Source organism: Stenotrophomonas sp. PS02289 (assembly GCF_029960115.1).
Classification (GTDB): Bacteria; Pseudomonadota; Gammaproteobacteria; order Xanthomonadales; family Xanthomonadaceae; genus Stenotrophomonas.
In genome coordinates this window covers 1-15,920 of sequence record NZ_JASCOZ010000101.1, presented here as the reverse complement: position 1 = coordinate 15,920, position 15,920 = coordinate 1, and the positions used below count along the sequence as shown (strand labels likewise).

General features: G+C 66.0%; 15 protein-coding genes. 7 read left to right on the top strand and 8 right to left on the bottom strand.

What is annotated here, in order from left to right; all coding sequences use genetic code 11:
• Nucleotides 1-63: 63 nt before the first annotated feature.
• The gene (locus QMX83_RS14245) at nucleotides 64-2,187 is read right to left on the bottom strand and encodes a S9 family peptidase (protein WP_282297302.1); all 2,124 of its coding nucleotides are present in this window, start codon (nucleotides 2,185-2,187) and stop codon (nucleotides 64-66) included.
• A 109-nt stretch (nucleotides 2,188-2,296) separates the two neighbouring features.
• Here QMX83_RS14245 and QMX83_RS14240 point away from each other — a divergent pair, with 109 nt between their 5' ends.
• Entirely contained in the window at nucleotides 2,297-3,484 is a 1,188-nt protein-coding gene (locus QMX83_RS14240; RefSeq protein WP_282297301.1) for a pyridoxal phosphate-dependent aminotransferase, read from the top strand.
• A 103-nt stretch (nucleotides 3,485-3,587) separates the two neighbouring features.
• On the opposite strand, the gene QMX83_RS14235 is transcribed toward QMX83_RS14240, so the two are convergent.
• Both QMX83_RS14235 and QMX83_RS14230 read right to left on the bottom strand, forming a co-directional pair.
• The gene (locus tag QMX83_RS14235; RefSeq protein WP_282297300.1) at nucleotides 3,588-5,681 is read right to left on the bottom strand and encodes a prolyl oligopeptidase family serine peptidase; all 2,094 of its coding nucleotides are present in this window, start codon (nucleotides 5,679-5,681) and stop codon (nucleotides 3,588-3,590) included.
• 34 nt (nucleotides 5,682-5,715) lie between these two features.
• Nucleotides 5,716-6,072, bottom strand: a complete 357-nt coding sequence (locus tag QMX83_RS14230) for a hypothetical protein (RefSeq protein WP_282297298.1) — start codon at nucleotides 6,070-6,072, stop codon at nucleotides 5,716-5,718.
• Nucleotides 6,073-6,233: 161 nt separating this feature from the next.
• Here QMX83_RS14230 and QMX83_RS14225 point away from each other — a divergent pair, with 161 nt between their 5' ends.
• Nucleotides 6,234-6,836, top strand: a complete 603-nt coding sequence (locus QMX83_RS14225; protein ID WP_282297297.1) for a lipocalin family protein — start codon at nucleotides 6,234-6,236, stop codon at nucleotides 6,834-6,836.
• A gap of 34 nt (nucleotides 6,837-6,870) precedes the next feature.
• Here QMX83_RS14225 and QMX83_RS14220 read toward each other — a convergent pair whose 3' ends face one another.
• The 3 genes from QMX83_RS14220 to QMX83_RS14210 all read right to left on the bottom strand — a co-directional run bounded on the left by QMX83_RS14220 (nucleotide 6,871) and on the right by QMX83_RS14210 (nucleotide 9,595).
• Nucleotides 6,871-7,563: a methionine ABC transporter permease gene (locus tag QMX83_RS14220; RefSeq protein ID WP_282297296.1), complete on the bottom strand. Its 693-nt coding sequence runs from the start codon at nucleotides 7,561-7,563 to the stop codon at nucleotides 6,871-6,873.
• The gene (locus tag QMX83_RS14215; RefSeq protein WP_282297295.1) at nucleotides 7,560-8,567 is read right to left on the bottom strand and encodes a methionine ABC transporter ATP-binding protein; all 1,008 of its coding nucleotides are present in this window, start codon (nucleotides 8,565-8,567) and stop codon (nucleotides 7,560-7,562) included. The genes QMX83_RS14220 and QMX83_RS14215 overlap by 4 nt, the downstream gene beginning before the upstream one ends.
• 131 nt (nucleotides 8,568-8,698) lie before the next feature.
• A complete protein-coding gene (locus tag QMX83_RS14210) occupies nucleotides 8,699-9,595 on the bottom strand; it encodes a DMT family transporter (RefSeq protein ID WP_282297294.1) in 897 nt (298 codons plus the stop codon).
• 78 nt (nucleotides 9,596-9,673) lie between these two features.
• On the opposite strand from QMX83_RS14210, the gene QMX83_RS14205 reads away from it, so the two are divergent.
• The 3 genes from QMX83_RS14205 to QMX83_RS14195 are packed head-to-tail and all read left to right on the top strand — an operon-like array spanning nucleotide 9,674 to nucleotide 11,515.
• Nucleotides 9,674-10,156, top strand: a complete 483-nt coding sequence (locus QMX83_RS14205) for a YajQ family cyclic di-GMP-binding protein (RefSeq protein WP_125360636.1) — start codon at nucleotides 9,674-9,676, stop codon at nucleotides 10,154-10,156.
• Between the two features lies 1 nt (nucleotide 10,157).
• Nucleotides 10,158-10,724 carry a DUF1415 domain-containing protein gene (locus tag QMX83_RS14200; RefSeq protein WP_282297293.1) on the top strand — a complete coding sequence of 189 codons (567 nt, stop codon included), beginning with the start codon at nucleotides 10,158-10,160 and terminating at the stop codon, nucleotides 10,722-10,724.
• Nucleotides 10,715-11,515, top strand: coding sequence for an SDR family oxidoreductase (locus tag QMX83_RS14195; protein WP_282297292.1), 801 nt, complete (start codon nucleotides 10,715-10,717; stop codon nucleotides 11,513-11,515). The genes QMX83_RS14200 and QMX83_RS14195 overlap by 10 nt, the downstream gene beginning before the upstream one ends.
• Here QMX83_RS14195 and QMX83_RS14190 read toward each other — a convergent pair whose 3' ends face one another.
• Nucleotides 11,516-13,549 carry a M3 family metallopeptidase gene (locus QMX83_RS14190; RefSeq protein ID WP_282297291.1) on the bottom strand — a complete coding sequence of 678 codons (2,034 nt, stop codon included), beginning with the start codon at nucleotides 13,547-13,549 and terminating at the stop codon, nucleotides 11,516-11,518.
• Between the two features lie 147 nt (nucleotides 13,550-13,696).
• Between QMX83_RS14190 and QMX83_RS14185 the strand changes: the two genes are divergently transcribed.
• Complete coding sequence (locus QMX83_RS14185; protein WP_282297290.1) at nucleotides 13,697-14,092, top strand: hypothetical protein; 396 nt, start codon at nucleotides 13,697-13,699, stop codon at nucleotides 14,090-14,092.
• Nucleotide 14,093: 1 nt separating this feature from the next.
• Here the strand turns inward: QMX83_RS14185 and QMX83_RS14180 are convergent, their stop codons facing one another.
• Complete coding sequence (locus QMX83_RS14180) at nucleotides 14,094-15,206, bottom strand: PLP-dependent cysteine synthase family protein (protein WP_282297289.1); 1,113 nt, start codon at nucleotides 15,204-15,206, stop codon at nucleotides 14,094-14,096.
• Between the two features lie 103 nt (nucleotides 15,207-15,309).
• Between QMX83_RS14180 and gloA the strand changes: the two genes are divergently transcribed.
• Complete coding sequence (gene gloA, locus QMX83_RS14175; RefSeq protein ID WP_282297288.1) at nucleotides 15,310-15,834, top strand: lactoylglutathione lyase; 525 nt, start codon at nucleotides 15,310-15,312, stop codon at nucleotides 15,832-15,834.
• Nucleotides 15,835-15,920 lie beyond the last annotated feature (86 nt).

Here is a 15,920-nt window from a genome sequence, read left to right as displayed (position 1 = left end):
CCGTTGGCCGGCCCAAGGGGTGTCCGAAGGATCATGAGGGCCGGCCAACGGCCGGCGCTACCGTCAGTCGGCCGCAGGTGCAGTCACGCCCAGCTGGTCCAGCACGAAGGCATACGACTCGGCCAGCTCGTGGTAGCGCTGGAAGCGCCCGGACTTGCCGCCGTGTCCGGCTTCCATGTTGGTGCGGAACACGACGGGGTGCGTGCCGGTGTTGTCATCGCGCAGCCTGGCCACCCACTTCGCCGGCTCCCAGTACTGCACCTGCGAGTCCCACAGTCCGGTGCCGACGAACAGGGCCGGATAGGCCTGACGGGTGACGTTGTCGTACGGCGAGTACTTCAGCATGTAGTCGTAGTACTCGCGCTGCTCCGGGTTGCCCCACTCGTCATATTCGTTGGTGGTCAGTGGAATGCTGGCATCCAGCATGGTGGTGACCACATCCACGAACGGCACCTGCGCCACCATGACCCGGTAGTCCTGCGGTGCCTGGTTGGCCACCGCGCCCATCAGCAGGCCGCCGGCACTGCCGCCGGACGCGGCCACGCGGTCCTTGGCCGCGTAGCCCTGGCGGACCAGTTCACGGGTGACGTCGACGAAGTCATTGAAGGTGTTCTGCTTGTGCAGCAGCTTGCCGTCCTCATACCACGCGCGGCCCATTTCCTCACCGCCGCGGATGTGCGCAATGGCGTACACCACGCCGCGATCCAACAGGCTGACCACGGTGGAGCTGAAACCCGGGTCCATCGACATGCCATAGCTGCCGTACGCGTACTGGTACAGCGCGGCACTGCCATCTTTCTTGAAGCCGTTGCGGTAAACCAGCGAGACCGGCACCTTGGCACCATCACGCGCAGTCACCCACACGCGTTCGGTGGTGTACTGCGAGGGGTCGTAGCCCAGCACCGGCTGCTGCTTCAGCTGGCGGCGCTCACCGGTGGCGGTGTTCAACTCGTAGGTTGTGGTCGGCGTGGTCATCGAATCGTAGGCGTAACGCAGCCACACGCTGTCCGGTTCCGGATTGGCGGCGATACCCATCGAGTAGGCGGGTTCGTCAGCCTTGACGTATTCCTCGCGCCCATCGGCGAACAGCAGCTTGATCCGCTCCAGGCCGTTGGATCGCTCGGCAATGGCACTGAAGGTGTCAAACAGTTCAAAGCCTTCCACCAGCACCGCGTCATCGTGCTTCACCCAGTCGGTCCACTGGCTGCGCGAGGTGCTGTCGGTCGGCGCGGTGACGACCTTGAAGTTCTTCGCGCCGGCGTCGTTGGTGCGGATCACCCAGCGCCCGCCGAAGTGGTCGGCACTGTATTCCACGTCCCGCGCGCGCGGCGCGAGCACCTTGAACGACTGCGGATCACTGGCCGGCGCGTAGCGGGTCTCCGAGCTGACCGTGCTGTCCAGTTCGATGGTCAGGAAGCGGTCGTCGCGGGTGCGGCCGATGCCCATGTAGAAGCTGTCGTCCTTTTCCTCATAGACCAGCACGTCGCTGCTCGCCGGGGTGCCCAGCACATGCTTCTTCACCCGCACGGTGAGCAGGGTTTCCGGATCGTTTTCCACGTAGAACAGGGTGCGGTTGTCATCGGCCCAGACCACGTTGGGCGAGACGTTCTCGATGCGGTCCGGCAGCACTTCGCCGGTGCGCAGGTCCTTGAAGCGGATCACGTACTGCCGGCGGCCCACGTCATCCTCGGCCCAGGCCAGCAGGTGGTTGTCCTGGCTGACATCGGCGTCGCCGACGTTGAAGTAGTTCTTGCCTTCGGCCATCTGGTTGACGTCGAGCAGGATCTCTTCCGGTGCCTCCATGCTGCCCTTGCGGCGGGCCTGGATCGGATAGTCCTTGCCAGTCTCGAAACGGGTGTAGTACCAGTAGCCGCGGTCACGCGCGGGCACACTGGCGTCGTCCTGCTTGATGCGTGCGACGATTTCCTTGTACAGCATGTCTTCCAGCGGCTTGAGCGGAGCCATCACCTGGTCGGTATAGGCATTTTCCGCATTCAGATAGGCCAGCATGGCGGGATCTTCGCGCTTGTCGTCGCGCAACCAGTAGTAATCGTCGCTGCGGGTGGCACCAAACGGTGCCTTCACCGTATGCGGGCGCTTCTCGGCGTCGGGCGGGGTCAGCACGGGGGCAGCGTTCGCGGTGGAGGTCATCAGACTGGCTACCAGTAAGCAGAGGGCAGGTTTCACGAGATTGGGTCCTTTCGGGTGATTGCAATGGCGTCCCTGTGCCCCGAGTGTGGTTGCAGCGACAGCGCGGGGCAAGCCGCGACCACCGCCAGCGCCTATCATCAGGAGCATGAGTACCTCTTCGCCCCCGGCAGGCTACAGCCGACGCAGCCACGACATCGCCCCGTTCCACGTCATGTCATTGCTGGCACGCGCGCAGGCGCTGGAGCAGGCCGGCCATGATGTGATCCACCTGGAAATCGGCGAACCGGACTTCACCACGGCCGAGCCCATCGTGCGTGCCGGCCAGGCCGCGCTGGCGGCCGGTCACACCCGTTACACCGCCGCCCGCGGGCTGCCCGCGCTGCGTGCTGCGATCGCCGGGTTCTATGGCCAGCGCTACAACGTCGACCTGAATCCTGAGCGGATCCTGGTCACACCCGGCGGTTCCGGCGCCCTGCTGCTGGCCAGCAGCCTGCTGGTGGACCCGGACCGGCACTGGTTGCTGGCGGACCCGGGCTATCCGTGCAACCGGCACTTCCTGCGGCTGGTGGAGGGCGCGGCGCAGCTGGTGCCGGTAGGTCCGCAGACCGCCTATCAGCTGACCCCGGAACTGGTGGAAGCCCACTGGAACGCGGCCAGCGTCGGCACCCTGGTGGCCTCACCGGCCAACCCGACCGGTACGGTGCTGGATGCCGGGCAGCTTTCCGGTCTTTCGCAGGCGTTGAAGGCGCGCGGCGGGCATCTGGTAGTGGACGAGATCTACCACGGCCTCACCTACGGCATCGACGCACCGAGCGTGCTGCAGGTGGACGACGATGCGTTCGTATTGAACAGCTTCTCCAAGTACTTCGGCATGACCGGCTGGCGGCTGGGTTGGCTGGTGGCCCCGCCCCAGGCGGTGCCGGAATTGGAGAAGCTGGCGCAGAACCTGTACATCAGTGCCTCCAGCATCGCCCAGCACGCCGCACTGGCGTGTTTCGAGCCGGAGACAATGGTGATCTTCGAGCAGCGCCGCCAGGCCTTCCAGGCACGCCGCGACTACCTGCTGCCGGCGCTGCGGGACCTGGGATTCCGGATCGAGGTGGAACCGCAGGGTGCGTTCTACCTGTACTGCGATGTGAGTGCGTTCACCGATGATGCACAGGCCTTCTGTGCGCACTTCCTGGAAACCGAGCATGTGGCGTTTACGCCGGGGCTGGATTTCGGCCATTACCGCGCGAACCAGCATGTGCGGTTGGCCTACACGCAGGAGATTCCGCGACTGCAGGAGGCGGTGGCGCGCATCCGGCATGGGCTGGAGCGCTGGGTGCGCTGAGCGGACAAAAAAACGCCGCGCATCGCTGCGCGGCGTTCAAAATGGGGTGGAGCCAACGAGACGCCCCACCACCCGGAGACGTCCACCGACCAACGGTCGATGGTTACTTCAGACGTTCCCACAGGAAGCTGTACGCCAGAGCCGACATATGCGCGGCCTGCGCATTGTTCGCCGCACCGCCGTGACCGCCCTCGATGTTCTCGTAGTAGGTCACGTCCTTGCCCGCCTCGATCATCTTCGCCGCCATCTTGCGGGCGTGGCCCGGGTGGACGCGGTCGTCGCGGGTCGAGGTGGTGAACAGCACCGGCGGGTAGGTCTTGGCCGGGTCAAACAGATGGTACGGCGAGAAGGTCTGGATGTAACTCCAGTCTGCCGTGTCCGGATTGCCATACTCGGCCATCCACGAGGCACCCGCCAGCAGGTGGCTGTAGCGCTTCATGTCCAGCAGCGGCACCTGGATGACCACGGCACCGAACAGTTCCGGGTACTGGGTGAGCATGTTGCCGGTGAGCAGGCCGCCGTTGCTGCCGCCCTGCACGCCCAGATGCTTGGGCGAGGTGATCTTGCGGGTGACCAGGTCACGGGCGACCGCGGCCATGTCTTCATACGCTTTGTGGCGGTTCTGCTTCAGCGCGGCCTGGTGCCAGCGCGGGCCGTACTCGCCGCCGCCGCGGATGTTGGCGACCACGTAGACGCCACCCTTTTCCAGCCACGCCCGGCCCATGCCGCCGGAGTACGACGGGGTCAGCGAGATCTCAAAACCGCCATAGCCGTAGAGTAGGGTCGGGTTGGAGCCGTCCAGCTTCATATCCTTGGCATGCACCACGAAGTACGGCACGCGGGTGCCGTCCTTGCTGGTGGCGAAGTGCTGTTCGATCACCTTGCCGTCGGCATCGAAGAAGGCCGGCATGGTCTTGAGCACTTCCGGCTGCTTGCCGATCTCGGCCAGCGCCAGCGTGGTCGGGGTCAGGTAGTCGGTGACGGTCATCCAAACCGCATCGCTTTCATCGGCATCCACCGCAGCCACGGCGACGGTGCCGAACGACGGCGCGCCCACGAAGTCGGTCTTCTCCCAGCCCGACGCGGTCGGGGTGAGGACCTGCAGGCGGCTCTTGACGTCCTCCAGCACGTTCAGCACCAGATGGTTCTTCGTCCAGCTGGAACCGGCCAGCGAGGTGGTCTCGGTCGGGGCGAACAGCACCTGGAAATCACGCTTGCCGGCAATGAAGTCGTCGAGCTTGGTGATCAGCAGGGAACCGGCGGTGTAGGTCTTGCCGCCCACGGTCCACGGCTCGCGCAGTTCCAGGGTGAGCCACTGCTTGCGCAGGCCCTTTTCGGCCGAGTTCGGTGCATCGATCTTGGTGAGCTTGCCGTCGGCGGCACGCAGGTACAGCTCGTTGTTGTAGAAGGCCAGGGTGCGGCTGACCAGGTTGCGCTCAAAGCCGGGGGTGTCGTCATGCAGGGCCGCGATGTACATGTCGTCGGCCTTGCCCTCATACACCACGCTGGCGCTGCTCATCGGCGTGCCGCGCTTCCACAGCTTGGCGATGCGCGGGTAGCCGGAGGTGGTCATGCTGCCGTCGCCGAAGTCGGTGTAGACGAACACCGTGTCGCGGTCGATCCAGCCCAGGCCACCCTTGGATTCGGGGCGGAAGAAGCCGTCCTTGATCCAGGTCTTGCGGGTCAGGTCGAACTCACGGGTCACATCGGCATCGGCACCGCCGCGCGACAGTGCAATCAGGCAGCGGCTGTAGTCCGGACGCAGGCACTCGGCCCCGTGCCACACCCAGTTTTCGCCTTCGGCCCTGTTCAGCGCGTCCAGGTCGAGCACGGTTTCCCACTTCGGAGCCGGCTTGCGGTACTCGTCCAGCGTGGTGCGCCGCCACAGGCCGCGCTCGTGCTGCTTGTCCTTCCAGAAGTTGTAGTAGTAGTCGCCGATCTTCTGCACGCCCGGAATCTTGGCGTCCGAATCGAGCACCTCACGGATGCTGGCTTCCATCTGCTTGAACGCCGGGGTCTGGGCCAGACGGCCTTCGGACTTCACGTTCTGCTGTTTGACCCAGTCCAGCGACTTCTCGCCAGTGACGTCCTCCAACCAGGCGTACGGGTCGGCCGGGGTGTCAGCGGCCATGGCGGCTCCTGCCGCGCCAGCGGACATCATGCCTGCCACCAGGCAGGCGGAAGCGAATCGGGACATTGCGGCTCCAGGCGGTCATATCTCACCGAAGCTATCACACCGGCTGACTGGCTCCCCCCTGTCGAAGGTCAGGGCGGACCCGACGCACCTGCGCGCGACCCCGCCGGCGCGCCTGCGGGCCCCGCCGACGCGTGCCCTGCCGGGCCCGCAACGCCGCTGGCAGGCGGAACCGGTACAAGGCCCACCAGGCCAGAAGCGGCATACCCACCAGCCACATCGGCAACCAGCCCAGCCACTGGCTGTCGCCACGCGCGGCCGGCCAGACCAGCACCAGCGCCAGACCGGCCAGCGCGACCTGCTGTACTGCCCGCAGTACCTGGGGGTGCGGTGCGTCGAGATGACGCGAGGTGGAAGGTGAACGTGGGTGACGACGCGAAGAAGACAGGGACATGACACAGCTCCGTGCGAAAGTGATGCGTCACCTTGCCCTGCCCCGATCTCACAGACTGCGACCTTTTTGCGCAATCGGCCACATTGATGCAACGACCGCCATTGACGTTCTCCGCCGTCTTACCCACCATGCCCCTGCACGCCTCTGGAGCCCGCCACCGCATGTCCTCGAAACGCCCGCTTCGCGCTGTCCTGCTGATCTCGCTGGTGTCGTTGTTGTCCGCCTGCGCGTTCGGCGACGCCAAGCCGACGCCGCCTGCGGAGGCCACCACCGGCGCGAACGCGCCGATCGACCTGCAGCGCTTCATGGGCACCTGGTATGTGATCGGACGGGTTCCCAACCCGGTCGAGCGCGGCCATGTGGCCAGCGTCAACGAGTATTCGCTGCGCGGCGACCAGAAAGTCTCGATCACCTACCGCTACCGCGACGGCTTCTCGCAACCACTGCAGGAGCTGACCGTGCGCGCTTCGGTCGACGAGAAGAGCGGCAACCACAACTGGCGGACCTGGTTCTACAAGGTCGTGCCAACCCATACCCGGGTACTGGAAGTGGCCCCGGACTACTCCTGGGCGATGCTCGGCTACCCCGGCCGCGAAATGGCCTGGATCTTTGCCCGCGAGCCAGACATGGACAAGGACCTGTACAAGGAACTGGCCACCCGGCTGCGCGACCAGTACGGCGTCAACACCGACAAGCTCAAGCGCGTGCCGCAGCACAAGGAGCAGGTGGACCGGCTGGGCTTTGAAGTGCCCAACGTCCGTTGAGGCCTGGCAGCCACGCAGGGCGTGGCTCTACCGGTTATTTTCGGGTGTACCGCGTGACCAGCCAGTCACCCAGCATCTGCAGCACCTGCACCAGCACCAGCAGCAGGACCACGGTGACCAGGGCCACGTCGGTGTGCGAGCGCTGGTAGCCGTCGCGGAAGGCCAGATCACCCAGGCCGCCGGAACCAATGGCACCGCCCATGGCGGTGAAGCCAATCAGGGCAATCACGGTCACCGTGGCACCGGCAATCAGGCCCGGCCGCGCTTCGGGCAGCAGCACGCGGGTGACCAGCTGCCAGGTGGTGGCCCCCATGGCCTGGCTGGCTTCAATGACGCCACGATCCACTTCGCGCAGCGCGGTTTCGACCAGACGCGCATAGAACGGCGCAGCACCGATCACCAGCGGCACGATCGCCCCGCGCACCCCCAGCGAGGTCCCCATCATCCACAGGGTGATCGGAATCAGCACGATCATCAGAATGATGAAGGGCACTGAGCGCAGCAGGTTCACCACCAGGGCCAGTGCGCCGTACAGCACCGGCTTGCGATGCAGCTGCGGTGAGCCGGTAAGGAACAGCAGCACGCCCAGCGGCAGACCGATCAGCAGGGTCAGCGGCAGCGAGCCGCCCAGCATCAGCAGCGTGTCGATGGTGGCCTGACCGATGTCGCCCCACTTGGCGGCATCGAGGTGACGGAAGAAACCGTCGGCAGCAGCAACAGGGTTCATCGGCGCAGCTCCTCCACGTGAACGCCCGCGGCAACGAAGCCGGCCTGCGCGGCCTGCACGTCGCCACCGACCAGCGACACCGTGAGCTGGCCGTACGGGGTGTCCTTGATGCGGTCGATGCGTCCGGACAGGATGTTGTAGTCCACGCCGGTGTCGCGCGCGATGCGCCCCAGCAGTGGTTCGTAGGTGTCGCCGCCGAGGAAGGTCAGGCGCACGATGCGCCCGGCCACGGCTTCGAAGTCCTTGTGCAGCACGCCTTCGTCGATGTGCTCGGACTCGCTGACGAAGCGGCGCGTGGTCGGGTGCTGCGGATGCAGGAACACCTCGGTGACCGGGCCGGTTTCCACCAGCGCGCCGGCATCGAGCACCGCAACGCGGTCGCAGACGCGGCGGATCACGTCCATCTCGTGGGTGATCAGCACGATGGTCAGACCGAGTTCGCGATTGATCTGGCCGAGCAGGTTCAGCACCGACGCGGTGGTCTGCGGGTCCAGCGCACTGGTGGCCTCATCGCACAACAGGATCTGCGGGCGGGTCGCGAGCGCGCGGGCGATGCCCACGCGCTGCTTCTGACCACCGCTCAGCTGCGCGGGGTACTTGCTGGCATGCGCCTCCAGGCCGACGGTCTGCAGCAGCTCGGCCACGCGGGCATCGATCTCGGCGCGCGGGGTGCCGGCCAGCTCCAGCGGAAACGCCACGTTGGCCGCCACCGTCCGCGAGGACAGCAGGTTGAAGTGCTGGAAGATCATGCCGATGCGCCGGCGCAGCGCGCGCAATCCATCCGCATCCAGCGCGGTGACGTCCTCGCCATTGATCAGCAGGCGCCCGCCACTGGGTTCTTCCAGCCGGTTGATCAACCGGATCAGGGTCGACTTGCCCGCGCCGGAATGGCCAATGATGCCGAACACCTCACCGGCCTCGATGGTCAGGTCCAGCGGCTGCAGCGCGGCAATCGCGCGGCCGCCGACGGCATAGGATTTGTGCAGGCGCTGGAACTCGATCACTTCGCGATCAACCGGGCATCGACGGGAGGGGGCGTGCAGCCTACCAGCGCGGGGCGGCCCTGGCCCGCGCGGCAATGCTGAATCATATTCCGTTTGCTTATAAGGTGACGTCTTCGCCCCTCCGACGGGGGCTACGGGTGGTCCAGCGGAGCCGGGGCGGCGACCTTGCGGACCCGCTCACGGTGCAGCAGGTACAACCCCGAGGCGACGATGATCGCCCCGCCCAGCCAGGTATAGCCGTCCGGCAGCACGCCCCAGAACAGCACATCCCAGCCGATCACCCAGACCAGCCCGGTGTATTCCAGGGGGGCGATCAGCGAGGCTTCGCCCAGCTGGAAGGCCCGGGTCAGGGCCACCTGCCCGGCCGCTCCGGCCAGCCCCATGCCGGCGATCAGCCCGGCGTGACTCCACTGCAGCGGCCGCCAGTCCGGGATGGCCAGCAGCCCGGCACCGAGTGCCAGCAGGGCCAGGAACCAGACCACCATCGACTGCGGCGTGTCAGTGCGGGTCAGCATGCTTACCGTGATCGCGGCCACGGCATAGGCGGTGGCCGCCAGCAGCACCATCAAGCCCGGCACGGAGATGAACCCGTCCACGCCCGGTCGCAGCACCACCAGCACCCCGACCAGACCGATGCCGATCGCCACCCAGCGGCGCGGGCCGACCGTTTCACCCAGCAGCGGCACCGACAGCGCCGCGATCAGCAGCGGGGCCACGAAGTAGATGGTGTAAGCGGTGGACAACGGCAGGCTGCGCAGCGCGAATACGAAGCAGCCGATCATGGTCATGCCAAGCAGGCCACGCAGCAGGTGCAGGCCCCAGCGCACCGGAATGAGCGAACGCGGACCGGCCGTGGCCAGCACCCACACCAGTACGAACGGCAGCGAGGCCGCCCCGCGCAGGAAGGTCACCTGCAAGGTGGCGTAGCTGCCGGACAGCTGCTTCATGCCGGCGTCCATCAGGGAAAAGCAGGCCACCGCGGCCAGCATCCAGAAGACGGCCCGGGTCGGGGATTTGAGCGTGTTCATGGCCCATTATCGCCGGCCTTGGCGGGCCGTCCATGCCCGGGCGGTTAGAATGGCCGCTTCTTCTGCTGGAGTATGCCCATGCCGTCATTTGACGTCGTTTCCGAAGTCGACACCCACGAGCTGACCAATGCCGTCGACCAGGCCAACCGCGAGCTGTCCACCCGTTTCGACTTCAAGGGTGTGGACGCCAAGTTCGTGCTGGAAGACAGCGTGATCAAGCAGAGCGCGCCCAGCGAATTCCAGCTGGAGCAGATGACGGTGATCCTGCGCCAGCGTCTGACCGCGCGCAAGATCGATGCCGGCTGTCTGGAATTTGGCGACATCCTGACCAATCTGGGTGGCGCGCGTCAGGACGTCACGGTGAAGCAGGGTATCGAGCAGAAGATCGCCAAGAAGATCGCAGCCAAGCTCAAGGAAGCCAAGCTGAAGGTGGAAAGCCAGATCAACGGCGACAAGCTGCGCGTGACTGGCAAGAAGCGCGACGATCTGCAGGATGCGATTGCACTGCTGAAGAAGGAAAACTTCGAGATTCCGCTTCAGTTCGACAATTTCCGTGATTGAGATGAACGACACCCCGAACGATCCCATCGCAGACACCCGCAAGTGGCTGGAGAACATCGTCATCGGGCTCAATCTGTGCCCGTTCGCCAAAGCGGTTTACGTGAAGGAGCAGGTGCGTTTCGTGCTGAGCGACGCCACCACGCCCGAAGCGCTGCTGGAAGAGCTGGCCGAGGAACTGGTGCTGCTGCGTGATACCCCGGCCGAGCAGATCGACACCACGCTGATCGTGCACCCGGACGTGCTGACCGACTTCCTGGATTACAACGACTTCCTGGACAACGCCGACGCCGCCATCGACGCGCTGGACCTGCAGGGCATTCTGCAGGTCGCCAGCTTCCACCCGCAGTACCAGTTCGCGGGTGTGGCAGCAGACGATGTCAGCAACTACACCAACCGTGCGCCCTACCCCACCCTGCACCTGCTGCGCGAGGACAGCGTGGAACGCGCGGTAGCAGCCTTCCCGGACCCGGACGTGATCGTGGAACGCAACATCGCCACCCTGGACAAACTGGGTGTGGAGGGATGGACCCGCCTGCTCGGTCGCAAGGACACTCCCCCATGCCACTGACCCCGCCTGTCGCCGACTGGCCCGCACAACCGCTGCGCGACCGCGTGGTGGTGGTCACCGGCGGCGCACAAGGGGTGGGCCGTGGCATTGCACAGGCCGTGCTCGGCGCGGGCGGCAGTGTGATGATCGCCGACCTGGATGCCGATGCCGGCAAGGCCTGCCTGAAGGAATGGAACCTGCCGGAACGCGCCGCCTTCCAGCGTGCGGACGTGGCCAGCGAGCGCAGCGTGCAGGCGCTGGTCAAAGCCACCCTCAAGCGTTTCGGTCGCATCGACGGACTGGTCAACAACGCCGGCATTGCCAGTGCACACGGCACCCCGCTGGCCGACATGAGCATGGCCGAATGGCAGCGCCGTTTGTCCAGCCTGCACGGGGCGTTCCTGTGCAGCAAGCACGCCCTGCCCGCCTTGAACGCGCAGGGCGGTGCGATCATCAACATCGCCTCAACCCGCGCGTGGCAGTCCGAGGCAAACAGTGAAGCCTATGCGGCCGCCAAAGGTGGGCTGGTGGCGTTCACGCATGCATTGGCGATCAGCGCCGGGCCGAAGGTGCGGGTCAACAGCATCAGTCCCGGCTGGATCACCACCGACGCATGGCAGGCACCGGCACGCCGCCGTACGCCGAAGCTGTCGCGGCGTGACCATGCGCAGCATGCGGTGGGACGGGTCGGGCAACCCGAGGACATCGGTGCGCTGGCCGTGTTTCTGCTGTCGGACCTGGCCGGTTTCATCACCGGCCAGGACCACATCGTCGATGGCGGCATGAGCCGCACCATGATCTACGAAGATTGATTACGCCATGCCGTTGTGACGCAGCAATGCGTCCACGGTCGGTGCACGCCCGCGGAACGCCGCGAAATTTTCCGCCGCGCTGCGGCTGCCGCCCCGCGACAGCACCTCGTCACGGAAGCGCCTGCCGGTCTCCGCGACCTGCCCCGGTGCTTCCTCGAACGCGGCATAGGCATCCGCACTCAACACTTCAGCCCACTTGTAGCTGTAATAACCAGCCGCATAGCCGCCGGCGAAGATGTGACTGAACTGATGCGGGAAGCGGTTCCATGCCGGCGGCCGGTTCACTGCCACTTCGTCGCGCACGCGTTCGAGCAGCTGCAGCACGCTGTCCTGCGCCGGCTGGTACTGACTGTGCAGCTGCATGTCGAACAGCGCGAACTCGAGCTGGCGTACGGTGAACATGCCGCTCTGGAAATTGCGCGCGGCCAGCATGCGATCAAACAGCGCGCGCGGTAGCGGTTCGCCGCTGTCCACGTGCGCGGTCATCGCCTGCACGCGGTCCCATTCCCAGCAGAAGTTCTCCATGAACTGGCTCGGCAGCTCAACCGCGTCCCATTCCACGCCATTGATGCCCGCCACGCCCAGTTCGCCCACGCGGGTCAGCAGCTGGTGCAGGCCATGGCCCATTTCATGGAACAGGGTGGTCACTTCATCGTGGCTGAAAGTGGCCGGCTTGCCGTCGCTGCCACGCCCGAAGTTGCAGACCAGATAGACCAGCGGCGTCTGCACGCCGCGTGCGGTGTCGCGACGGTTGCGGCAGTCGTCCATCCACGCACCGCCGCGCTTGCCTTCGCGTGCGTACAGATCCAGATAGAACTGGCCGACCAACCCACCCTGCGCGTCCACCACTCGGTAGAAGCGCACGTCCGGATGCCACACCGGAGCCACGTCCGGCTGGACCTCCAGCCCGTAAAGGCCGCGGATGACGCTGAACAGCCCATCCAGCACCTTGGGCTCGGTGAAGTACTGCTTCACTTCCTGCGCGGAATAGCTGTAGCGGGCCTGTTTCAGCTTTTCGCTGACAAAGGCCAGGTCCCAGGCCTCCAGCGTTTCCAGCCCCAGTTCTTCACGGGCGAAGGCTTCCAGTTCCGCGCGGTCGCGCTGTGCGTAGGGTTTGGCGCGCGCGGCCAGATCCCGCAGGAAGGCCAGCACCTGGGCCGCGTCGTCGGCCATCTTGGTGGCGATGGAGTATTCGGCGTAGTTGGCGAAGCCGAGCAGTGTCGCCAGCTCGGCGCGCAGCGCCAGCACCCGGTCAATGTTGCCGCTGTTATCCAGTGCGGCATCACCGAACTCGGAGGCGCGCAGTGCATTGGCGCGGTACAGCGCCTCGCGCAGCGGGCGATGCGACGCATACGTCTGCACCGGCAGGTAGCACGGCATCTGCAGGGTGAGCTTCCAGCCGGGCGTGCCGTCCTTTTCCGCGCCAGCACGGGCAGCGGCCACCACGTCCTCAGGCAGGCCCGCCAGCTCGGCGGCGTCTTCGACGATCAGCGACCACGCATCGGTGGCATCCAGCACGTTCTGTGAGAATTTCGCCGACAACGCCGACAGCTCCTCGCGGATGGCGCTGTAGCGCGCCTTGCCAGCCTCATCCAGCTCGGCACCGCCCAGGCGGAAGTCGCGCAGGGCGTTGTCCAGCACCTTGCGCTGTGCGACTTCAAACTGGGCCGCTTCGGGGCTCGCAGCCAGCGCACGATACTGCTCGAACAGTTTCAGGTTCTGGCCCATCGCGCTGCCGAAGCGGGTCACCTTGGGCAGATTGGCGTTGTAGGCCTCGCGCAGTGCCGGCGTGTTCACCACGCCCTGCAGGTGCCCCACCTGGCCCCACGCGCGCCACAGGCGCTCGGTGGCATCGTCCAGCGGCACCACGAACGTCTCCCAGGTCACCGGGCTCACCGTTTCGGCCCGCTTCACCGCGGCTTCGGCCTGCTCCAGCAGGGCATCGATGGCAGGCGCGATGTGCTCGGGCAGGATGGCATCGAAGCGCGGCAGGTCCGAGAAATCGAGCAGCGGGTTGGCGGGGGTCACAGGCATCTCCAGACAGCAGGTCAATGCACACGATATGGCACTGCGCCCGGGCAGGCACAAGGCCCGGATGCATCCTTTTCACATTCATTCACGCCCAAACCACGCCGCGCGGACGAGGCTGGAGGCCCAACGAACGCTTTCCCCGGAGGGTTCATGGACGCAGTTCAGGCCATTGCGCCGCCTTTCGCCCTGCTTGCCACTGCCAGCCCGCGCGAGCTGGACTGGATTGCCGCACTCGGCCGCAGTGCCGAGCACGCCCGCCACCGCGCCGCGCTGGAGCAGGTGCTGGGGGCCCAGCACGGCCGACTGCAGGAAGACCAGATGTGGTTTCCCTACGAGGTGATCGAGCGGGGGGCCATGCAATGCGAGATCGGCCACGAGCGCGAATTCGTGCTGTGCACCTTGATGGTGTTCATTGCGGCGACAGCGCACCAGGCGGACGTGAATCTGGACCTGCATTTCGACGATCACGCCACGGCCTACGAAGAGCTGCCGCCCGTGCTGCGTGATGTGGTGCTGGACGCCTACGAGGCCAGCCGCCCCACCTGACTCAATACAGCGGCTGCTGCGAGGCCTCCGCCAGCGCCGGCAAAACCTGCCCGTTCACCGCCGCCGCCAGCACCGCATCCGCCGCATCCACCTCAATGCCCTGGCGCACATACCATTCCGGGTTGTAGTAGCTGTGCGCATAGCGCTCGCCGCTGTCGCACAGGATGGTCACGATGGAGCCGCTGCGCCCTGCCCGGCGCATCTGCTGCGCCGCGTGCAGCACCCCGATGAAGTTGGTCCCGGTAGACCCGCCCACCCGGCGGCCCAGCTGACGGCTGACATGACGCATCGCGGCCAGGCTCAGCGTATCGGGCACCTTCACCATCGCGTCCACGCAGGTCGGGATGAAGCTGGATTCCACGCGAGGGCGGCCAATGCCCTCCACCCGCGAACCGCCCGCGCAGGTGAGCTCCCGCCACGGCTTGCCCGCCAGCGCCGCACTGTAGCCGTCGAAGAACACCGAGATCTCCGGATCCGCACACAGGATGCGGGTGTCATGCCGGCGGTAGCTGACGTAGCGACCAAGCGTGGCCGCGGTGCCGCCCGTGCCGGGGCTGCACACGATCCATTCCGGCACCGGGTGCGGCTCTTCGGCCATCTGCTTGAAGATGGACTCGGCAATGTTGTTGTTGGCGCGCCAGTCCGTGGCCCGTTCGGCATAGGTGAACTGGTCCATGAAGTGGCCGCCGGTTTCCCGGGCCAGTCGCTCCGATTCGCAGTTCAGGTCACAGGCCCGCTCCACCAGGTGGCAGCGGCCGCCATGGAACTCGATGGCGGCGATCTTTTCCGGCGAGGTGCTGGCCGGGATCACGGCGATGAACGGCAGCCCCAGCAGGCGCGCGAAGTAGGCTTCAGACACCGCGGTGGAACCGCTGGAGGCCTCGATGACCGGCCGCCCTTCCTTCAACCAGCCATTGGCCAGCGCGTACAGAAACAGCGATCGCGCCAGGCGATGCTTCAGGCTGCCGGTGGGGTGGCTGGATTCATCTTTGAAATACAGCTCGATGCCCGGGTAGCCCGGCAGATCCATGGGGATCAGGTGGGTGTCGGCGGAACGGTTGAAATCGGCTTCGATCTTGCGGATGGCCGCGGCCACCCATTCACGCTGCGACATGTCGACGAACAGTCAAGGAGATGCTGCATTCTACGTCGCCTTGCCGCCGGCCCGCTAAACTGAACGGCCTGCATTTCCGCTTTTCACGCACCCGAGGACCCCCATGACGCTCGCCTTCCAGTCCCAGCCCGGCGTTGCCGCCCAGCCGCCGGCCGAAACCAGCGGTTTCGTCTTCAACCACACCATGCTGCGGGTCAAGGACATCGCCGCCTCGCTGGACTTCTACACCCGCGTGCTCGGTTTCCAGCTGCTGGACCAGCGCGATTTCCCGGAAGCGCAGTTCAGCCTGTACTTCCTGGCCCTGCTGCCCGCCGGCACCGTCATTCCGGAGGGCGATGACGCCCGCCGCGTGTGGATGGCCGGCATTCCCGGCGTGCTTGAGCTCACCCACAACCACGGCACTGAGAAGCAGGACGGCCCGGTGTACCACGACGGCAACTCCGATCCGCGCGGCTTCGGGCACATCTGCGTCTCTGTCCCCGACATCAAGGCCGCCTGCAAGCGCTTCGATGACCTGCAGGTGCCTTACCAGAAGCGTCTGGAGGATGGCCGCATGAAGCACCTGGCCTTCATCAAGGACCCGGACGGCTACTGGGTGGAAATCATTTCCAACACCCCGATCGCCTGACCGGCGCGCAGCGCGGCACCGGTAGATGACGACCGTGGGTCCTCATCTACCGGCCCCCACGGCCCCCCCACCCGCCCGCTGCTATA